Origin of the sequence: Pokkaliibacter sp. MBI-7 (assembly GCF_029846635.1) — a bacterium.
In the GTDB taxonomy this organism is placed as follows: domain Bacteria; phylum Pseudomonadota; class Gammaproteobacteria; order Pseudomonadales; family Balneatricaceae; genus Pokkaliibacter.
In genome coordinates this window covers 1,107,927-1,127,251 of sequence record NZ_JARVTG010000002.1, presented here as the reverse complement: position 1 = coordinate 1,127,251, position 19,325 = coordinate 1,107,927, and the positions used below count along the sequence as shown (strand labels likewise).

Here is a 19,325-nt window from a genome sequence, read left to right as displayed (position 1 = left end):
TTTTTTGATCAATGCTGATGCTGGCGCCATGCTAGATAGCGGACCTTCAGTAATGGCAGACCTTGGCAGCTTCCCATCCCGAAGTGGGAAAAGGTCTGAAACAGCTAAGCGGTTACACGCTTTGCAAAAGGAGAGTGTCATGACTAAGTCTGAATTGATTGAGCGTCTGGTAGCCAGGCATCCTGATATGCCTATAAAAGATGTCGAGGCAGCAGTAAAAACTATTCTAGACCATATGTCAGAAGCACTGGCCCGTGGTGACCGAATTGAAATCCGTGGTTTTGGTAGTTTTTCTCTTCACTTCCGTGCCCCACGTGTTGGGCGTAATCCCAAAACTGGCGAGTCTGTACCCTTGGGGCCCAAGTTTGTTCCCCATTTCAAGCCTGGCAAAGAGCTTAGAGATCAGGTCAACGTTGACTGACTAGTATCCAATCCGGTTTTTTGTAATTGATCTAAGCGAGTGCTCTCCAGCTTCCCTAGAAGGGATGAATGTCACTTGAGCATAATGTCTATTGGCCCTGTGGTTTAAAGACTCTACAATGTCCAACCGCATAGAATTATTGACAGGGGGACGTTGTGAGATTGCTAAAAGGGTTGTTGCTCGGAGTTTTGACTCTTGTGTTGCTGCTTATCGGCATCATGTTTGCTATCCATAATACGCAACCAGTGGCTTTGAACTTTGTATTTTTTTCCCTTCCTGAATTCAGTGTGTCTTTCTGGCTTATTCTCAGTTTCTTCTTCGGTGGTGTGATTGGCGTAGTGCTAAGTGTAGTCATGCTGTTGCAGATGAAAGCACGTGCATTGCAGCTCAAGCGCAAGCTCAACCAATTAGATTCAGAGTTAACCAAATTACGCCAGGCAAGCACTAGTGCCTAACACCTACAAATGTCTGACTTGTTCTTGTTATTGCTATTAGTAGTTGCAGTAGGTATTGGCTGGCTACTGGGGTTTCAGGCAAGGCGAGATAGACGTCTGTCTCATCTCGCTGCAAGATTACGTCGGGAATATTTCCTCGGTCTCAATCATCTGTTAAGCGAGCATTCTGACGAGGCTGTTGAAACCTTTCTACGGGCGTTAGAGATTGACAGTGATGCCGTAGATACGCATTTGGCTCTTGCTGAACTTTTTCGACGCAAGGGAGATGTGGGACGAGCGGTCAAAGTCCATCAAGGCCTTCTAGATAGAAATGATCTTAGCGCTGCCCATGTGCATCTGGTACAGACAGGGTTAGCTAAAGACTATCTCTCCAGTGGGCTATTAGATCGCGCGGAAACCTTGTTAAGGGACATCCTATCCAAGGGTAGTGCTCAACAGCGCATAGATGCCTTGGTATTACTGATGGAGGTCTATCAGCAGGAGCGTGACTGGCAAAATGCGCTGTATGTCGGACAGCAGCGGCTCTATTTACAGCCAGATAATCCCAGATTACGTAGTCATTTATCCCATTATGCCTGTGAGCTGGCAGAGCAAGCGGTTAGCGGCGGGCAGCGTCAAATGGCTTATGACTATCTGAAGCAGTCATTGAGTTATGATACAGGCTGTGGGCGTGCCCTGTTGAAATTAACCACATTTTCCATTGAAGACGGTCAATGGCGCCCTGCGTTGAGATATCTGAAGCGCTTTCGGAAGAGTAATCCAGATATGCTCAGTGAGGGCTTGGCATCTATCGTTGAAGTATACCGGGCGCTCCAGCGACCGAAAGCGCTGGTAAAAGTGTTAGTACACTGGCATTCGACAAATCCATCTGCAACTCTATTAATTGCTATTGCACGATATATAAAAGCAGAAGAAGGGTATGAGCAAGCACATGCTTTCATGATCGAGCAACTGAATCAAAGAATGACCCTCAGAGGGATGCGTTACCTGACGGAGCTTGAACTTGAGCAGCAAAGTGGGTTGCAACCCCAAAGTACAAGGTTGGTTGATAATGCTTTGAAGATGGTACTGGAGACCAAGGCATTCTATCAGTGTGGTCATTGTGGGTTTCATGGCCGCCAGATGTATTGGCAATGCCCTCGTTGTAAGGAGTGGGGAGCGATTAAACCCATTCGAGGAATTGAAGGTGACTAGATCAGTGTTAAGTTCACTGTGTCTGCCCCTGGAGAGTTGTGTTAGTAGATGAGTATTAGCTATATGAATTCAAAACCTATCATTGTTGCACTCGATTATGCCGATCAATCTTTGGCACTGGATATGGCCAAACGTCTGGATCCTCAACAATGTAGGGTAAAGGTAGGCAAGGAGCTATTTACTCTTGCCGGGCCTGCGATTCTGGAAAAGTTGCATGAGCTGGGGTTTGAGGTGTTTCTGGATCTCAAGTTTCACGATATTCCAAATACCACTGCGATGGCTGTCAAAGCTGCTGCACAAGAAGGGGTCTGGATGGTCAACGTTCATGCCAGTGGTGGTCGTAGGATGATGGAAACAACCCGAGAGGTGCTGGAAACTGTTACAGGCCCTAAACCGTTATTGATTGCGGTGACTGTACTGACCAGTATGGAGTCTGCAGACTTGAGAGAGATCGGCATTGATCTTGATCCGCAGCAACAGGTATTGCGATTGGCATCACTGGCAGCAGCCAGTGGCATGGACGGGGTTGTGTGTTCTGCTCAGGAAGTATCTGTTCTCAGAGCTCAGATTAATCGCGAGTTTAAGCTTGTGACTCCTGGTATCCGCCCCGCTGGTAGCGATCAAGGAGATCAGCGTCGAATCATGACTCCAGCTGAGGCTATATCAGCTGGTAGTGACTATCTTGTGATAGGGCGCCCTATTACAAAGGCAGCTGACCCGATTTCTGTCCTGAAAGACATTAATCTCAGTCTTGGTTGATTCTACCCTCGCTTTATAGTGTCGAGCCTCCTGAGAGCGGGATAAACGAGTCCGGCTCTCAGGAAAGTGCTCAATAGATCTTGCAGGCTTAGTGCATTTTGCTCAGCAATTTGAACTGCACGTCAATCTGAACATTCAAACTTTCAAGTTTTGCTGCCTTTTCTTTGCCTTCATGGCTCGCACGATAGAGGTGCGGTGTCATCAGGAGCAAGTCGCTAAGCTGCTGCTTGTTCAGTGGCAGATCCTTTATCTGTAATCTGTGTTCAAGCAGAGTAAAGCCACTATGCTCAAGGGGGCTAAGCTCACTTTTCCTTACCTCGGGGTAAATCACTTCCCTTAGTTCTAAAAGATGCTCTGGACCCGCTTCAACCAGCAAAATATGACCATGTGGTTTCAGTAGGTGATTAAACCATTCCAGCTTGTGATAGCCAAAAGCGCAGATAATCAAATCGAATGTATGAGGTTGGCAGGGGATTGCTGCATTGCTGGCTACCAGCCAGCTGATTTTTTTATTTCTCCGGCATGCCGCTTGTACTGCCCATTTGGAAATATCCAGACCATATGCCTTGAGAGACACCTGTCCATTATTGAGTGTTTTTACAAGGCGATCCAGATAGAAACCCTCCCCACAGCCAGCATCCAGCACCGTCAGACTGTTGTAGGCGCCACAAACAGATTGCACCAGGGTGTTTAACTGGTCACTAATTCCGTTGTAGATGCCGCTAGCAAGAAAGCGCTGTCTGGCTTCCACCATATTCTTGCTGTCACCAGGATCTCTGGAGTGTTTCTTGTGCACGGGAAGCAAGTTCGCATAACCCTGCCGGGCAATATCAAAACTGTGGTTGGAGGGGCAGCATAAGCGCTGCCCATCGAGACGCAGTGACTGGCCATCAATTGGGCAGATCAAAGGTGAGGCATCAAGCATTATAACTAATTCCGGGACTGGCCATTTTTTGGTGCTATCGAAGGCCGTGCCAGTGTAGCAGACCTGGGGGAGTGTCGCAGGATGTATGCCTATGACACCTCAGATAAGGTTGCTGCGAAGTTTTGATTATTCGGCTCAAGGCTAATCGCTTTCTTGGCTGCTTGCTTTGCTTCTGTTTTGCGATTCAGGGCTTTGAGCACAACAGCAAGATTGTTATAGAGCACTCCAGAGGCAGGGTGATGCTTGAGCGCATTGCGCAGTACACGCTCTGAAGCGACATATCTTTTCTGTAAATAGAGTGCAACGCTCAATCCTATAGAGGATTGCAGATTGCCAGGCCATTGTTTCAACACGCTTGAATAGGCCTTTTGCAACTGATGTGCGGAGAAACTTTGTTCGCTTTGCGCAATGGAGTCTGCTAGCTGATCCGGGTTTTGATTGGCAGGTAGTAATCCTGGTTTAAGCGGAACAAATCCCCAGTAGCCGGTGCGAGCCCAGGTTCTTTCAAAAGTACCTATGTTAGTTCGATGCCACTCATCTTCTGCAGAGTGCAGAATCAGCTCCTTGGAAGCCGCGTCATAACCGACGACGACAGCATAGTGCCACTGCGGATACCAGGGTAGTGCCAGGTTCTGAAATACCAGTACCGAGTGATGTGCTTGCAGCTCTTTGATCAGCCCTTCAATTGTCCCTTCTACCTTGAAGGGTATAAAGCCCTGTCGTCGGCTAGCTCCGAGCATTTCCACCTGAATACTTCCTTTACGGTCAGGTAGATATACCTCGTTTACCAGTTGGTCAGGGCTGGTCGAAGCCCCGGCGGCATTCAGTGCCATGGCTAGGGCAGCAGGGCCACATTGATATTCTTTCTGTGCGTAGAAAGGAACATCTTTCAACAGGATGCTCTTATGGGATGCGGGTTGTGCAAGGAAACTGGCTGTCTGTGGGGGGGTGATAGCGCAGGCTGAGAGCAGCGCTGCGCACAAGCACACCAGCATCAATCGCACCGGTACGATGATATTGTACTGGCACTGTGAGCTGTCTAGTTGGGATGACATTACTGTCAAGCTCCAATCTATTTTTTCACGAAGGTGAATACGTCGGTCAGACCGAGAATATCGGTGGCAAGCAGTATCAGGAAAATAAATACTGCAGCGGCTACGATCCCTTGCCCAGCGGGCTGTTGGTCCATTCTATCCGCCACCAACCTTGCTTCTTCATCGCTCAGGCTAGCGACACGCTGTTCGACATCGGCTGGATTGGCCCCTTGCTTGATCAGTTGCTGACGTACATCCTGGCGCGCGAGCAGTGACTCCAGGCGAGCTTTAGGATTCGCTTGCTGTTCAGAATACATCTGACCGGGGCTTACCATCCCGGCATGCGCTAATGTTGGCGCAATGACGCCACCACTGACAAAACTGGCAAGAACCAATGCGGTAATCTGCTTTTTCATTCCAGTGTTCATGTTGTCTCCCTCTACTGCTTGGATTATCACACTTTTACCGACCGCAGCGCGTATTATGCCGTACCTCTCGATGAGGGCAACATAGGTAAACCACCGGCTTAACTCGAAGAACTGTTTTTCAGAGGGTGCGAGAGCAATCATGCATGCTGTTCGAAGTGAAAAGTCATCTATGCGAACAAAGATCATTAGCGATTGGTTGCGGTGGGAGCTTGTGCCGGGAAAAATCCTCCAGGCTGACATATTCTTGGTGATCAAGTGGCTGATTTACATAAGTCATTGCTGAAAATGGGCGTTTTGCTTGATCAGACAGTAATTGTGCTAGAGTGCACGCTGATGTGTTTTTGTCGCTAGGTGGAGAGCTGTAATGGGATTGTTTTCGCTAATTGGTAAATTATTTCAAGGCGGTGGCAGTGCAGAAGCGGAGCAGGAAAGCACAGCTGATGCAGTAGAATACAAAGGGTTTCAAATTATCCCTCAGCCTCGCAAAATCGGTGGCCAATATGGTGTGGGCGCTCTGATTTGTAAGGAAGTCGATGGTGAATCCAGACAATATCAGTTGTTGCGTTCAGATCAGATGAGCAGTCGCGATGACTGCATCGAATTGAGCATAAGCAAAGCAAAACGGACCATCGACGAGCAGGGCGAGCGCGTATTTAGCTGATGATCGATGATTGTTGCCCGCTGCTGGGGCGCTACCAGCAGCAGTGCTTCATCTGGAGTTGTCTTAATTGATAGTCTCAACCTGCGGTGCACTTTCTCTGTTGTTCTCCTTCTGAGCCTGCCACAACCCCGCATAGCGTCCTTTGCGGGAAAGCAGCTCGTTATGTGTGCCCTGTTCAACTAGGCTGCCATTTTCCATCACTACAATCAGATCGGCGTCGGCGATGGTTGAAAGTCTATGAGCGATGGCCAGGCTGGTGATGCCAGCAGATATTTCACGCAGTGCCTGCATGATGCTTTGCTCTGAATGGCTATCGAGGGATGAGGTGGCTTCATCAAAAACCAGAATGGATGGCCGCTTGAGAATTGCGCGAGCAATAGCAATGCGCTGTTTTTCACCACCACTCAGCTTAAGCCCCCGTTCACCCACCAATGTGTCCAAACCCAGAGGAAGTTGCTGAATGAAGTGCTGTAGATGGGCTAAACGCACCGCTTCCATTATTTCAGCATCACTGGCCTCTGTGTTGCCATAGCGAATATTGTCTTTGATGCTGGCATTAAATAGCACTGTATCCTGTGGCACGATGCCAATGGCGCCTCGCAGACTGTGTTGTGTCACTTCTCTAATGTCCTGACCATCTATCAAGATGGCCCCGGCGGTGACGTCATAAAAGCGAAACAGCAGTCGCACAAGGGTTGATTTGCCGGAGCCGCTGCTACCAACGACAGCTAACTTTTTACCCGCCTGAAGAGTAAAGCTTATGTTCTGCAGAATGCTTCGCTCTGCGGTATAGGCAAACTCAACATTTCTGAACTCCACGGTGCCGGCCTGTACAGCGAGAGGCTTGGCCATCGGTTTGTCCATAATGGCGGGGCGTTGATCGAGCAGGTCAAACATACGTTCTATGTTGACCATCGCGCCACGCATTTCCCTGTAGACAAATCCCAGCAGATTGAGGGGAAGAAACAGCTGCATCATAAATGCATTGATCAGGACAAAATCGCCGATGGTCATCGCACCCTGTCGTACATAGTTGGCGGCGAGCAACAACATTGATGTCATTGCAATGGCAACGATGAGCGCCTGACCACCATTCAGAACAAACAGTGACAGGCGGTTCTGCCGTCGGGCTGTTTCCCAGCGCTGCAGATCGAGGTCATAGTGACGTGTTTCGTACTCTTCATTGGTAAAGTACTTCACCGTCTCATAGTTCAGCAGGCTGTCAACGGCCCGGGCATTGGACTCTGAGTCTGCTTTGTTGGCTGCACGAAGATACTGTGTACGCCAGTGTGTAGCCATGACCGAGAAGCTGATATAGGCAACTACGGCAGCCAGTGTGATCAGGGCGAAACTGGTTTGATAATGCAACAGCAGTACGCCTGTCACCATGGCGATCTCGAACAGGGTCGGCAAAATATTGAAGACCATAAAGCGCATGACAAAGCTAATACCCGATGTGCCTCGCTCAATATCACGCGAAAGTGCCCCTGTGCTGCGACTGAGATGAAAGCCAAGATCAAGGTTATGGAGATGTTTGAATACATCCAGACCTATCTGGTGCATCGCTTGTTCAGTCACACGGCCGAAAAGCACATCCCTTACTTCACCAAACAAGGTGTTGGCCAGTCGTACCAGGCCGTAAGCAAGCAAAAGGCCCAGTGGAAAATAGGCCAGGTCAGGCTGGGAAGTGTTCTCGGCAAGGGCGTCAACGACATGCTTGAGCACGAAAGGCATGTACACACTGGCCAGCTTGGCGGCAATAAGGCAGGTCAGCGCCAAAGCAATACGGCCCTTGAAGCGCATAAGGTAGGGCCAGAGCTTTTTCATTGCCCGAAGGCTGAAAGCTACATCTTCATTATCAGAAAAGTTGTGTCGTGAACGCATGGGAAAGTGTCGTGAATAGCTGAGGAGTGATGCACCCATCAGGCATAGTTGATTGATTGAATAGCGCCTATGCTATGAATGGTACTCATAATAAAGATAGCAAGCAGAGTAGACCTATGTTTATTTCCGAGCGAATCGGCTATTGGCTGGCGAGGTACTTGTCCAAACCCCGTGATGAAACAGTCAATATTGCCACTAGTCGTCCTGAGTTACTGCGTAAGACATTGCGTAAGGGTGATGTGCTACTGGTAGAAGGTACCAGCAGAATCAGCACCACCATCAAGTATCTGACGCAGTCTACGTGGTCGCATGCCGCGCTTTATATTGGCAAGGAGGAAGCCGCCACCATCCACAGTGCCTCCACATCCGCTGATTACTCCGGCGAGTTGCCTGTGTTGATCGAGGCTGATGTACTGGAGGGGGTCAGGGTAGTGCCGCTGAGCATGTACTCGCATCTGCACACACGAATATGTCGGCCAGTGGGGTTGAGCGCTGAAGAGGTCGATGAAGTGGTGCGTTTTGCCCGCAGCAGAATAGGCCAGCACTACGATCTGAAGAATATTTTCGATCTGGCACGTTATCTGGTCACCGTCCCTCCTATCCCGACTTACTGGCGGCGATATTTTCTGCAGCTGGGCAGTGGCGACCCCACCAAGGCCATTTGCTCGTCCCTGATTGCTCAGGCATTCCAGAGCATGAATTATCCCATCCTGCCACGTGTCTCCAAGATTACCTGGCAGGACAAACGCGGCAGGGTAAGAACCGAGGAGGTGCTTCACCGACGGGATCCCAGTCTTTATGTGCCGCGGGATTTTGACGTTTCGCCTTACTTCAGAGTAGTGAAGCCCGCCATAGAGCAAGGGTTTGATCCGCACAACCTGACCTGGGCGCGTTCGGAGCAGGGTGATCGTCCTCTGCCTGAGTTTGATCTGGAAAACTGATTTTGCTCGGAGGGTTTCGTCAGTCTTTTATTAATTCTGCTGAAACATTGGCTGTAGACTGGTGGGGCTGAGGCTTGATCCGAAGTGTCAGAAACTGATGTCCAAGCAGGCTCAAAAGGACCAGTGTCATGCCACACCATTGAACAGGGCTGAATACTTCGCCCGCTAGTATCTGGCCCAGCGTGACGGCAGTTACTGGGCTCATCAAGCCAAGAAACGCCAGTTGAGTGGTCGTTAGCCTGGTTATCTGACTGAACCAGATGAAATAGGCGAGCCCCGTGTTCATCACTGCAAGCCACAGTGCACCAAGAGTGACCGATGAGGTAAAGGTCGGAGGCTGGCCCTCAAATACCAATGCCATGATCAGCAGGACCACACCCCCTCCCGTCAATTGCAGACCTGTGTAGGTGTGTACGCCCATATCACTGGGTTTTCCCCACTCTTTACTCAGGAATGTGCCCAGCGCCAGTGAAGAACAGGACAGCAGGGCAGCAACAAGGCCGACAGGGTCAAGGTGTGTGGTCGGTGCAAGCACCAGCAAACCGATACCAGGGATGGCCAGCAGCGCAATAATCAACTGGACAGGGCGAGGCTGCTGCCCTTTGGCGATCCACATCAGCATGATGGCTTGTACGGGCATGGTTGCGCCCAGTGTGGCAGCAATGCCCCCGGGCAGGCGGTAGGTTGCAATAAAAAGCAGGGCAAAAAACAGCCCGACGTTGAGCACGCCAGCAGCCATAATTCGCAGCAGCCATTTCGCTGAAGGAATGCGTGCTGTCAGTAGCATCAGTAAACCGATGGGTAGTGCCCTGAGAGTAGCTGTCCACAAGGGCATATCGGCGGGCATCAGATGTTGAGCAACGAGGTAGGTCGTTCCCCATAGAACAGGGGCCATGGCTGCGAGTAGAATAGCGTTCATTGTCTGCAGGTTAATAATCTTAGCGTTGAGGCGAATGCTAACGGCAGATATTCTTTTTATCAAGAATCTTAATGTGAAGATAAATATGCAGGAAGATCATATTGACGCCATTCTGGCGCAGTGGGCTGAAGAGCGTCCTGACGTCAATGTTGCATCAATGGGCATTCTCGGGCGTATCTCACGTATATCGGCCTTGTCAGACAGGACAGTCAAAGATAACCATGGCCGCTATCAACTGCACCCCGGTGAGTTTGATGTGCTCGCGACACTCCGTCGCAGTGGTGTGCCATATCAGCTCACACCAACAGCACTCTTTAAAAGCGCACTGCTGACCTCCGGAGCCATGACTAATCGTCTGGATAAGCTGGAGAGAGCCGGGTTGGTCGAGCGTACGATGGATCCTTCTGACCGGCGTAGCTTGCTGGTCAGGCTGACCGGCTCAGGTATCGAGCTGATTGATGAGGTGCTGCTGAGTCATGTAAGTACACAGCGAACCCTACTATCAGGCTTGTCTGACGAAGAGCAGTCACAGCTGGCTGCATTGCTGCGTAAATGGTTAATAGCGCTTGAAGGCAGTGATCCGCACTGCAGTAAGTAATAAGTAAGTTGTTTGAGGTACGTTCTATGTTTATCCATGTGGAGTCCACTCCTACGGAAGAAGACCGCGAGTGGGTCCATCAGCGCCTGATTGATTTTAATCGTGCGCGTTTTGAAGTCAGTCAGAGTTTTCCGGTGGCGGTTTTTGTTGATGACGATGACGGCGTACGCCAGGGTGGGTTAACGGGCAGGACATTTGGCAACTGGCTGATGATCGAATATTTCTGGCTGGCCGAAGATACACGTGGTCAGGGATATGGCAGCAAGTTGCTGGCAGCATTGGAGCAAGAGGCTATCCAGCGGGGATGCCGCTTTGCCATGCTTGATACACTCGACTTCCAGGCCAAGCCATTCTATGAGAAACAAGGGTATCGTGTGGTGTACACCATGGATGCCTATCCTCAGCTGGGCAAGCGTCATTACATGGTTAAAGAGTTTGCTGTAGAGAGTGCTCGCTAGTTACGCGAGTGATGACGTCGCTCCTTAGCATGCGCTTACGATCAGAGTGGAATAAGGACGCACCTGCTCCAAATCTTCCATAGCCCGCCTGAAGCGTGGGAGCAGCAATAGCTTGTCATATTTTAAGGCTTTGCATTTTAATATTTAAACGGTATCGTTTAGATATTGTGATTTAAATGACTGTATAACGGAGCGGTGTAATGCCCAGGATGATTGATTTACGCAGCGATACCGTAACGCGTCCTACCGAGGTGGTACGTCAGGTAATGGCCAAAGCGGATGTCGGCGATGATGTGTACGGCGAAGATCCCAGCATCATTCGTCTGGAAGCCAGGGTGGCGGCCATGCTTGGCAAGGAGCAGGGGTTGTATGTTGCTTCTGGTGTGCAGAGCAACCTGCTTGCGTTGTTGTGTCACTGTCAGCGTGGAGACGAATACATCGTCGGGCAGGATTATCACACCTATAAATACGAAGGGGGCGGTGCGGCCGTGTTAGGCAGCATCCAGCCTCAGCCAGTTCAGGTGGAGGTAGACGGCTCACTTGATCTGCACCGAGTCGAGTCCGTCATCAAGCCCAAGGATCTGCACTTTGCCCGCTCCAGGCTGCTGTCACTGGAAAACACCCACGGCGGCAAAGTGATTGGGCTCGACTATCTCAGTCAGGCGCGTGCGCTGTGTGATCGCCGTCAACTAGGGCTGCATCTTGATGGCGCGCGGATGATGAATGCGGCTGTTGCGCTCCAGTGTGAAGCGATCGATATCGCTAAATACTTTGACTCTGTCTCCCTTTGTCTGTCGAAGGGCCTGGGGGCGCCTGTCGGGTCCGTGCTATCTGGTAGCAAAGACTTCATCGAGGAAGCCAGACACTGGCGAAAAATGCTCGGTGGCGGGATGCGTCAGGCCGGTATTCTGGCTGCTGCAGGGGAATATGTGCTGGATCATCATGTTACTCGACTGGCTGATGACCATGCTCATGCGCAGCAACTTGCAGAAGGGTTGGGTGAGCTGGAGGGCGTTAGTTTGCACGGTGTGGCAACCAACATTCTCTACATCGGCTTTGACCGTCATGATCCTCAAGTCGTGGCTGCTGCGCTGAAAGAGAAGCATATTCTGATCAGCCCGGCTGCTAAAACACGACTGGTGACTCATTTAGACGTGCATGCTGAGGACGTTCCCTATGTGGTGCAATGCTTCGCTGAAGTGATGGCAAGTCTGGCTGCATGAGCCGTTCGCACCTGACACGAGGCAATATGCGGTGGAAGTAGTGTCTACAGAAGCCGCGGTGCTGTGGTGGGTCTACATCATAGAGGCTGTTGACGGAAGCCTCTATACCGGCATCACTAATCACTTATTACGGCGCTGGTTAGCTCACTGTCAGGGGAAGGGTGCCAAGTATCTTCGTTCGCACCCTCCCAAATGTCTTGTCTATGTGGAGCTTCAACCCGACCGCTCCATGGCCAGCAAGAGGGAGGCAGCTATCAAGCGCCTGACCCGGCGGCAGAAACTGGCGCTTATCCAGAGTGATCTCACACGATAAACAACCTTGCTGTTTAGATGCCGTTGCCCTGCGCATTGCTGGTGGTCTGGGCTATACTTGGCGCCATCCTTTCTCAAATACCCTGTGCTCATGCCCATCTTTGATATTGAATCCGTACGCCGCGACTTTCCGTTGATCGTTAACGAAACTCTGGAAGGTCGGGTGTATCTGGATAATGCCGCGACCAGCCAGAAGCCCAAGTGTGTTCTGGATACCATCAACCACTATTACGCGCAGCAGAATGCTAATGTGCATCGTGCTTCCCATCACTTGTCCACGCAGGCAACGCTGGCTTATGAAGAGGCGAGGGAGGCTGTCAGGCACTTTCTCAACGCACGCAGTCGTGAAGAAATTGTCTGGACCAGTGGCGCGACGGCGGCCATCAATCTTGTAGCGAATAGTTACGGGCGCCGTTTCCTTCAGCCGGGTGACGAAATTCTGCTCAGTGAGTGTGAGCATCACAGCAATATTGTCCCCTGGCAGTTACTGGCTGAAGAGCGCGGGCTTACCCTGCGTTATATCCCTGTCTTGCCTACTGGCGAACTGGATCTGTCCGAGCTTTCCATATTGCTTAATGAGCGAACCAAGCTGGTTGCTCTGGCTCATGTATCAAACTCACTGGGTATGCCAATGCCTGTCGAGCGGGTGATTGAAGCTGCCAAGCGCTATCGGGCGCGGGTGCTGATTGACGGTTCTCAGGCAGTGGCGCATGACAATGTGGATGTACAGGCGCTGGATTGCGATTTTTATGTGTTTTCGGGGCACAAGGTGTTCGGGCCGAGTGGTATCGGCGTTCTTTATGGTAAGTACGAGTTACTGGAAATCATGCCTCCCTGGCAGGGCGGTGGAGAAATGATCGAGCAGGTTTCTAAACGTGGCGCGACCTTCACCTTGCCTCCTCTGCGTTTTGAAGCGGGTACTCCCCATATTGCTGGTGCGATCGGTCTGGCCAGTGCACTGCGTTATCTGTCGACGCTGGATCGTCAGGCGGCCGCGGAATATGAGCGTTATCTGCTGAACAGCATGGAGAGTCTCTGTGCCGATATTCCCGGCTTTCAACTGGTCGGTGGTCAGGGGAGAACCAGTATCATGTCCTTTCTGGTGAAGGGAATGCACCCGCAGGACATAGGCACTCTGATGGATATGCAGGGTATTGCCGTCCGGGTCGGTCATCATTGTGCGATGCCTATGATGGAGGCGCTGGGCCTGTCAGGTACGATTCGTGCTTCTTTGGCTTTCTACAATAACCTTGATGATGTTGAGCGCTTTGTCGATGCCTTGCGCAAGGCCGTAACGGAGTTCTGAAGATGCAGCAGGTCATTACTTTCCCCGAGCTGGTCACCATCATGGAGCAGCATCCCATCAGCATTTCCAGTCGTGATGACGTGCTGGGCGGTGTCTATGCTGCTCAGGGGTGGGAAGGGCGCTACCGGGAATTGATGAGGCTCGGGCGCGACTTGCCTGCGTTGCCGGAAGAGCTGTATGAGTATTCTTGCTCTGTCAAAGGCTGTGAAAGTGAAGTGCGGTTGCTATTGGGGATTACGCCAGAAGGCGGTTTTTGGTGCTGGGCGCACAGCGAGGCGCGCATTATCAGTGGTCTGATTGCATTGCTGCTCGGACAGGTTAACGGCCTCAGCGCCGCACAGGTCTGCGGGCTGCATCTCGAAGCGGAAATGGAAGAGCTGGGGCTGATGCGTCATCTTAGTCCATCCCGAGGGAACGGTCTGAAAGCCATCATCAACGCTATTCAAAGCCATGCCTGCTGTTTGAGCCAGCAGGCATGAGGCAGTGTTACTGAGCCGTCTTGCTCGCCAGTTTGTTCAGGATGCGGGACGCGGCGACCATACCAAAGGTCGATGTCACTACAGTGGCGGCGCCGAAACCGCTGGCACAATCCAGTTTTACCGGCCCCTCTTCCGTTGAAGGTTTCTGCAGGCAGACGCTGCCGTCTGCCTGCGGGTATTTCAGTTGTTCGGTGGAATAGACGCAGTCGATACCGAATTTAGCTTTCGGGCCTTTCGGAAAACCATATTGCTTGCGCAGCTGATTGCGTACACGTGCTGCCAGCGGGTCATGCGTCGTTTTAGTCAGGTCGGTAATACTGATTTGCGTGGGGTCGATCTGGCCTCCGGCACCGCCAGTGGTAATTACAGCGATCTTGTTACGTTTGCAGTAGTTCAGCAGTGCAGCCTTGGCGCGTACGCTGTCGATGGCATCCAGCACATAGTCCAGTGACGTCGGCAGACACTCTGTCAGGTTGTCTTCACCGATAAAGTCTTCAATCACATTAACCTGGCATTCCGGATTGATTGCCTTTACCCGCTCCGCCATGGCATTCACCTTGATCTTGCCGATCTGGCCGTCCAGGGCATGAATCTGGCGGTTGACATTGCTGATGCAGATATCGTCCAGATCAATCAGCGTAAGCTGGCCGATACCGCTTCTGGCCAGTGCCTCCACTGCCCACGACCCGACACCGCCAATGCCAATCACGCAAACGTGACTGTTATGGAAGTACTCCAGCGCCGCACGGCCATAGAGGCGGGCGATTCCGCCGAAGCGTAACAGGTAGTTTTCACTGAGGGGGGAAGCGTCTGACATGGTTCGAGGTCTTGCGTGGATTCAGATTGAGACAGGCGCGTGAGCTTAACGAAAATCGCCTGCTGATTAAAGCTGAAACGGCTCCAGAAAACGCTTCTGACATCAGTTTGGCTCACTGATCTGATATTAATAAATCTTATGAAGTGCCTCGTTGTATCAGGGTATAGTGTCGCTCGTAGTCCATATTGAAGATTGCATGCAATCAAGCCTGCATGTGAGTACTCGAGTGCAATATCAGAGAGTCAACGGCCCATCATGAGAACCAGTACACTTCGTGCAGACATTCTGCTGCTTATTACCGCCGCTATCTGGGGTACGGCATTCGTTGCCCAGCGTGTGGGGATGGAGCATCTGCAGCCTTTTACCTTTAACTTTGCCCGCTTTCTGTTAGGGGGGCTGTCTCTGTTGCCTCTGGTTTACTGGTTTAGCCGCAAGCGCGCAAAGACTGAGCAGGAGCCTGCCAACCCGCGTTTTCTGTTGCTGGGTGGGATTGCTGCTGGTCTGATTCTGTTTGCTGGCTCTTCTCTACAACAGGTGGGCTTGCTTTATACCACCGCGGGCAAGGCAGGATTTATTACCGGGTTATACCTGATCTTCGTACCCATTCTTGGGTTGTTCCTCAGCCATAAAACCGGTGCAAATACCTGGTTAGGCGCGGCGCTCGCGCTGGTTGGCTTGTACTTCCTAAGTGTGACCGAGGATTTTACGCTGGCTTACGGTGATGCACTGGAGTTGATCGGCGCAGTATTCTGGGCGGGGCATGTACTGATTATCGGCTGGCTGAGTCGTCGTACCGATCCGCTGGCATTGAGTGTGGTGCAGTTGTTTACCTGTATGCTACTTAGCCTGGCGACCGCACTGGTGACCGAGGATATCCAGCTGTCTGCCATCAAAGAGGCCTGGTTCCCCATCGTCTATGCGGGTCTGTTTTCAGTGGGTGTTGCCTACACGTTGCAGATTATTGGTCAGAAAGAAGCGCCACCCGCACATGCGGCGATTATCCTCAGTGGTGAAGCCGTATTCGCCGTTCTGGGTGGGTGGCTGTTGCTGGACGAGACGCTGGGCATGCGGGAGCTGGCAGGTTGTGCGCTGATGCTGGCGGGCATGTTGCTGTCACAGTTTACCTTTCGCTGGCTGCGTCGGCGTCAGCAGGGTGCCGCTGCCTAGCTCATATCTCTTGTAACCTGATTCCAGGGCCAGCTGAATGCTGGCCTTTTTGTTTTACCATCCCCTTGCTGTTTTTCTGTTTGCTTTTTTCCTGTGAGTCTTCCACACATATCCTGATTTTGCCTCCTTGTGGGGCAAAATTTTCTCATGGCATAAAACGTGCTTACTCATGGTGCGAAATATCAAATAAGCGAGCCCGCACGTATGGGCTTGCGCATTTTGCCCTAGTCATGATCTTAACTGGTGCGTCTTTGGTGGGTGCAATGCTTTTATGCCCGTTATTGGTGCTCCATTGGGAGAGGAAGAGCTGTGGAAGCCATTAATAGTGCTGTAGCCACTCTGGTTACCAGTACCAATACCTTGTTCATCTTATTAGGCGCCATCATGGTGCTGGCCATGCATGCAGGTTTTGCCTTCCTGGAGGTTGGAACTGTAAGGCACAAAAATCAGGTCAATGCGCTGGTCAAAATTATGACTGACTTTGGCTTTTCAACATTGGCCTACTTTTTCGTAGGTTACTGGATTGCCTACGGTGTGAATTTTTTCGACAGCGCCACCGTGCTGGCTGAGCACAATGGGTATGCTCTGGTTAAGTTTTTCTTTTTGTTGACCTTTGCTGCTGCCATTCCCGCTATCGTGTCTGGTGGTGTGGCTGAACGGGCCAGGTTCTGGCCGATGCTGATCTCTGCCATGTGTTGTGTAGGGCTGGTCTACCCGCTGTTTGAAGGCATCATCTGGAATGGTAACTGGGGGGTGCAACACTGGTTCGCGACCCAGTTTGGCGCATCTTTTCATGACTTCGCCGGTTCCGTTGTGGTGCATGCGGTGGGAGGCTGGATTGCGCTAGCGGCAGTCATGTTGCTGGGTAATCGCAAAGGACGTTATCGCGGTGACAGGCTGATAGCCTTCGCTCCCTCCAATATTCCTTTTCTGGCGCTGGGGGCGTGGATTCTGACCATTGGCTGGTTTGGCTTCAATGTTATGTCGGCACAAACCCTGGATGGTATCAGTGGTCTGGTAGCAGTAAATACACTGATGGCCATGGTGGGTGGGATCATCACCTCTTCGCTTGCAGGTAAGAATGACCCCGGTTTTATTCATAACGGGCCGCTGGCAGGGCTGGTTGCTGTCTGTGCGGGTTCTGACTTGATGCATCCCATTGGTGCACTGGTGGTGGGCGGTATTGCTGGCTGGTTGTTCGTATGGGTTTTTACGCTGGTGCAAAACCGCTGGCAGATTGATGACGTGCTGGGTGTGTGGCCTTTGCATGGCTTGTGTGGTGCCTGGGGTGGTGTTGCGGCGGGCATTTTTGGCCAGCAGGCTCTGGGCGGGCTAGGAGGTGTATCCCTGCTCGCTCAGGTGCTGGGCACATTGCTGGGGCTAGCAATCGGGCTGGGTGGCGGCTTTATCGTCTATGGCCTGATGAAGAAGCTGGCCGGTATCAGATTGAGTGAAGAGGAAGAGTTTAACGGTGCCGATCTGTCCATTCACAAGATCAGTGCCAACAGTATTGAGTAACTCAGCTTCGTAAGCACAATACAACGCAGGCTCTGAGCCTGCGTTTTTGTTTCTGTTTGACTGAGTCTGCAGGGCGAGGTTGTGCACGGTCGCTGGCGCTTTGTGCAATTGCGTAACCTTTGCTTGGAAAAGCGCCATTCTTTACCTATGTTTCCCCATGTCTTTCCAAAAAATGTGCGCGGCACGGCGCACGGTTATCGATTATGTCAACGCCAAGAGGATTGCAAAATGAGTAAACCATGGGTGCTGGTAACAGGCGCGGGTAGTGGCATTGGTCAGGGTATTTCTGAGGTGCTGGCCAGCAAGGGGTTTCCTGTTCTGGTGACGGATCTCAACGGCGAAGCCGCTGCGGCAGTCGCCGAAGGTATTGTTGCAAAGGGTGGCAAGGCAGAGAGCGGTACGCTGAACGTGGGTGATGCCGCAGCGATTGATGCCTTTGTCAGTCAGCTCAATCTGCCAGTCGGTGCCGTGGTTAACAATGCGGGTCTGCAACATGTGGCTAAGCTTGAAGAGTTTCCACCAGAGCGCTGGGCGCTGCTGATTCAGGTCATGCTGACTGGGGCAGCCATGCTGACCCGGGCGCTGTTGCCCGGCATGCGTGAGCGTGGCTATGGCAGAGTCATTAATATTGGCTCGATTCACTCTCTCGTGGGCTCACCATACAAAAGCGCTTATGTCGCTGCTAAGCATGGATTGCTCGGTTTCAGCAAAGTGATGGCGCTGGAGACCGCTGATACTGATATTACTGTGAATACCATCTGCCCTTCTTATGTGAAGACGCCGTTGGTGGATAAGCAGATCGAAGCCCAGGCCAAAGAGAATGGTATCTCCGCGGAGGAAGTGGTTTCGGAAATCATGTTGAAGCCGATGCCCAAGGGGGTATTTATCAGTCTGGAAGAGTTGGCCGGTATTACCGAGTTTCTTATGAGTGATAGTGCTCGAAACATTACCGGCCAGACAATCACGGTTGATGGTGGCTGGACTGTTCGATAACTAATTAATTATAAGATGTCTGCATAGCTCTTTCTTCTCTATTAACCCCCTTAAAATCAATAAAATGGCCGCTAAATGCGGCCATTTTTGTTTTCTGACTTATTAAAATAATTTCGATCATTAAATATTAGTTGACATCTGTAAGGTGGCGACGGTAAGTTTTATTTAAATGGACGTTCAATCAAAAAAGAGGTGCGGTCATGCCAAAGCTCGGTATGCCGGAGATTCGTAAGCCTCAGCTTATCGATGCGACTCTGGAAGTGATTGGTGAGGTAGGGCTGGGTAAGACCACTGTCGCCATGATCAGTAAAAGAGCGGGGGTGTCCGCCGGCATCATTAATCACTATTTCGGTGGTAAAGACGGGCTGTTGAATCAGTCGATGCGAACCATCCTGCGTGAGTTGAATGATGGTGTGCGCGAGCGACGTGAGGCTTTGCCTGCTGACTGGCCTATCGAGCGGGTTCGGGCCATTGTCGGTGGCAACTTTGATTCACGTCAGCTGGATCCGCGCGTCATGAAGACCTGGCTGGCCTTCTGGGCGCAAGCCATGCACGACGAGGAGCTGGCAAGACTGCAACGGGTTAACGAAAAGCGTCTGCTTTCCCATTTGCGCTACGAGTTGCGTAAATGCCTGTCACGAGAACAGGCGCGGGAAGTAGCAACCGGCATTGCGGCGCTGATTGATGGCATCTGGTTGCGCGGTGCGCTGAGCGGTGGCGTAGAGCAGGCTGAAGCAGTGAAGTTGATTGATTCATTTATCCGGGGACAGTTGGGCTTGTTACACAGCACCAGCAGGGTCCAGATAGCGTCCAACTATTAATTTACGATTTTA

The 19,325-nt window shown here is 51.4% G+C and carries 22 protein-coding genes; 16 read left to right on the top strand and 6 right to left on the bottom strand.

The annotated features are described in order from the left end of the window. Positions 1–28: 28 nt before the first annotated feature. From ihfB to pyrF, 4 genes are all read left to right on the top strand, one after another. Positions 29–421 carry an integration host factor subunit beta gene (gene ihfB, locus QCD60_RS24860; protein WP_347950301.1) on the top strand — a complete coding sequence of 131 codons (393 nt, stop codon included), beginning with the start codon at positions 29–31 and terminating at the stop codon, positions 419–421. Between the two features lie 155 nt (positions 422–576). Next, positions 577–876: a LapA family protein gene (locus QCD60_RS24855; protein ID WP_279789483.1), complete on the top strand. Its 300-nt coding sequence runs from the start codon at positions 577–579 to the stop codon at positions 874–876. A 9-nt stretch (positions 877–885) separates the two neighbouring features. Next, positions 886–2,070 carry a lipopolysaccharide assembly protein LapB gene (lapB, locus tag QCD60_RS24850; RefSeq protein ID WP_279789481.1) on the top strand — a complete coding sequence of 395 codons (1,185 nt, stop codon included), beginning with the start codon at positions 886–888 and terminating at the stop codon, positions 2,068–2,070. Positions 2,071–2,118: 48 nt separating this feature from the next. After that, on the top strand, positions 2,119–2,829 hold the full coding sequence (pyrF, locus tag QCD60_RS24845) for an orotidine-5'-phosphate decarboxylase (protein ID WP_279789479.1): 711 nt from the start codon (positions 2,119–2,121) through the stop codon (positions 2,827–2,829). 88 nt (positions 2,830–2,917) lie between these two features. On the opposite strand, the gene QCD60_RS24840 is transcribed toward pyrF, so the two are convergent. The 3 genes from QCD60_RS24840 to QCD60_RS24830 all read right to left on the bottom strand — a co-directional run bounded on the left by QCD60_RS24840 (position 2,918) and on the right by QCD60_RS24830 (position 5,357). Continuing rightward, positions 2,918–3,754 carry a putative RNA methyltransferase gene (locus tag QCD60_RS24840; protein ID WP_279789477.1) on the bottom strand — a complete coding sequence of 279 codons (837 nt, stop codon included), beginning with the start codon at positions 3,752–3,754 and terminating at the stop codon, positions 2,918–2,920. Positions 3,755–3,843: 89 nt separating this feature from the next. After that, a complete protein-coding gene (locus QCD60_RS24835) occupies positions 3,844–4,647 on the bottom strand; it encodes a PA2778 family cysteine peptidase (RefSeq protein ID WP_279789475.1) in 804 nt (267 codons plus the stop codon). A gap of 179 nt (positions 4,648–4,826) precedes the next feature. After that, a complete protein-coding gene (locus tag QCD60_RS24830; RefSeq protein ID WP_279789473.1) occupies positions 4,827–5,357 on the bottom strand; it encodes a PA2779 family protein in 531 nt (176 codons plus the stop codon). Between the two features lie 223 nt (positions 5,358–5,580). On the opposite strand from QCD60_RS24830, the gene QCD60_RS24825 reads away from it, so the two are divergent. After that, positions 5,581–5,877 (top strand): HlyU family transcriptional regulator, encoded by a 297-nt coding sequence (locus QCD60_RS24825; RefSeq protein ID WP_104154046.1) that lies wholly within the window; start codon positions 5,581–5,583, stop codon positions 5,875–5,877. A gap of 63 nt (positions 5,878–5,940) precedes the next feature. On the opposite strand, the gene QCD60_RS24820 is transcribed toward QCD60_RS24825, so the two are convergent. Continuing rightward, on the bottom strand, positions 5,941–7,704 hold the full coding sequence (locus QCD60_RS24820) for an ABC transporter ATP-binding protein/permease (protein ID WP_279789470.1): 1,764 nt from the start codon (positions 7,702–7,704) through the stop codon (positions 5,941–5,943). Positions 7,705–7,877: 173 nt separating this feature from the next. Here QCD60_RS24820 and QCD60_RS24815 point away from each other — a divergent pair, with 173 nt between their 5' ends. After that, positions 7,878–8,702 carry a YiiX/YebB-like N1pC/P60 family cysteine hydrolase gene (locus QCD60_RS24815; RefSeq protein ID WP_279789467.1) on the top strand — a complete coding sequence of 275 codons (825 nt, stop codon included), beginning with the start codon at positions 7,878–7,880 and terminating at the stop codon, positions 8,700–8,702. Positions 8,703–8,721: 19 nt separating this feature from the next. Here the strand turns inward: QCD60_RS24815 and QCD60_RS24810 are convergent, their stop codons facing one another. Then, positions 8,722–9,621 (bottom strand): EamA family transporter, encoded by a 900-nt coding sequence (locus QCD60_RS24810; protein ID WP_279789465.1) that lies wholly within the window; start codon positions 9,619–9,621, stop codon positions 8,722–8,724. A 73-nt stretch (positions 9,622–9,694) separates the two neighbouring features. Here QCD60_RS24810 and QCD60_RS24805 point away from each other — a divergent pair, with 73 nt between their 5' ends. The 6 genes from QCD60_RS24805 to QCD60_RS24780 all read left to right on the top strand — a co-directional run bounded on the left by QCD60_RS24805 (position 9,695) and on the right by QCD60_RS24780 (position 13,997). After that, a complete protein-coding gene (locus QCD60_RS24805) occupies positions 9,695–10,219 on the top strand; it encodes a MarR family transcriptional regulator (protein ID WP_279789463.1) in 525 nt (174 codons plus the stop codon). Positions 10,220–10,245: 26 nt separating this feature from the next. Beyond that, positions 10,246–10,677, top strand: a complete 432-nt coding sequence (locus QCD60_RS24800) for a GNAT family N-acetyltransferase (protein WP_279789461.1) — start codon at positions 10,246–10,248, stop codon at positions 10,675–10,677. 200 nt (positions 10,678–10,877) lie between these two features. Next, positions 10,878–11,900, top strand: a complete 1,023-nt coding sequence (ltaE, locus tag QCD60_RS24795; RefSeq protein ID WP_279789459.1) for a low-specificity L-threonine aldolase — start codon at positions 10,878–10,880, stop codon at positions 11,898–11,900. Between the two features lie 40 nt (positions 11,901–11,940). Continuing rightward, positions 11,941–12,213 carry a GIY-YIG nuclease family protein gene (locus tag QCD60_RS24790; protein WP_279789457.1) on the top strand — a complete coding sequence of 91 codons (273 nt, stop codon included), beginning with the start codon at positions 11,941–11,943 and terminating at the stop codon, positions 12,211–12,213. A 90-nt stretch (positions 12,214–12,303) separates the two neighbouring features. Then, on the top strand, positions 12,304–13,518 hold the full coding sequence (locus QCD60_RS24785; protein ID WP_279789455.1) for a cysteine desulfurase: 1,215 nt from the start codon (positions 12,304–12,306) through the stop codon (positions 13,516–13,518). Positions 13,519–13,520: 2 nt separating this feature from the next. Next, a complete protein-coding gene (locus QCD60_RS24780) occupies positions 13,521–13,997 on the top strand; it encodes a SufE family protein (protein WP_279789453.1) in 477 nt (158 codons plus the stop codon). A 7-nt stretch (positions 13,998–14,004) separates the two neighbouring features. On the opposite strand, the gene tcdA is transcribed toward QCD60_RS24780, so the two are convergent. After that, complete coding sequence (gene tcdA, locus QCD60_RS24775; protein ID WP_279789451.1) at positions 14,005–14,814, bottom strand: tRNA cyclic N6-threonylcarbamoyladenosine(37) synthase TcdA; 810 nt, start codon at positions 14,812–14,814, stop codon at positions 14,005–14,007. Between the two features lie 255 nt (positions 14,815–15,069). Between tcdA and QCD60_RS24770 the strand changes: the two genes are divergently transcribed. From QCD60_RS24770 to betI, 4 genes are all read left to right on the top strand, one after another. Beyond that, complete coding sequence (locus QCD60_RS24770; protein WP_279789449.1) at positions 15,070–15,981, top strand: DMT family transporter; 912 nt, start codon at positions 15,070–15,072, stop codon at positions 15,979–15,981. A gap of 309 nt (positions 15,982–16,290) precedes the next feature. Further along, on the top strand, positions 16,291–17,499 hold the full coding sequence (locus QCD60_RS24765) for an ammonium transporter (protein ID WP_279789447.1): 1,209 nt from the start codon (positions 16,291–16,293) through the stop codon (positions 17,497–17,499). Positions 17,500–17,727: 228 nt separating this feature from the next. Beyond that, positions 17,728–18,492, top strand: coding sequence for a 3-hydroxybutyrate dehydrogenase (locus QCD60_RS24760; RefSeq protein ID WP_279789445.1), 765 nt, complete (start codon positions 17,728–17,730; stop codon positions 18,490–18,492). A gap of 200 nt (positions 18,493–18,692) precedes the next feature. Beyond that, positions 18,693–19,313, top strand: a complete 621-nt coding sequence (gene betI / locus QCD60_RS24755) for a transcriptional regulator BetI (protein WP_279789443.1) — start codon at positions 18,693–18,695, stop codon at positions 19,311–19,313. The last annotated feature ends 12 nt before the right edge of the window (positions 19,314–19,325 follow it).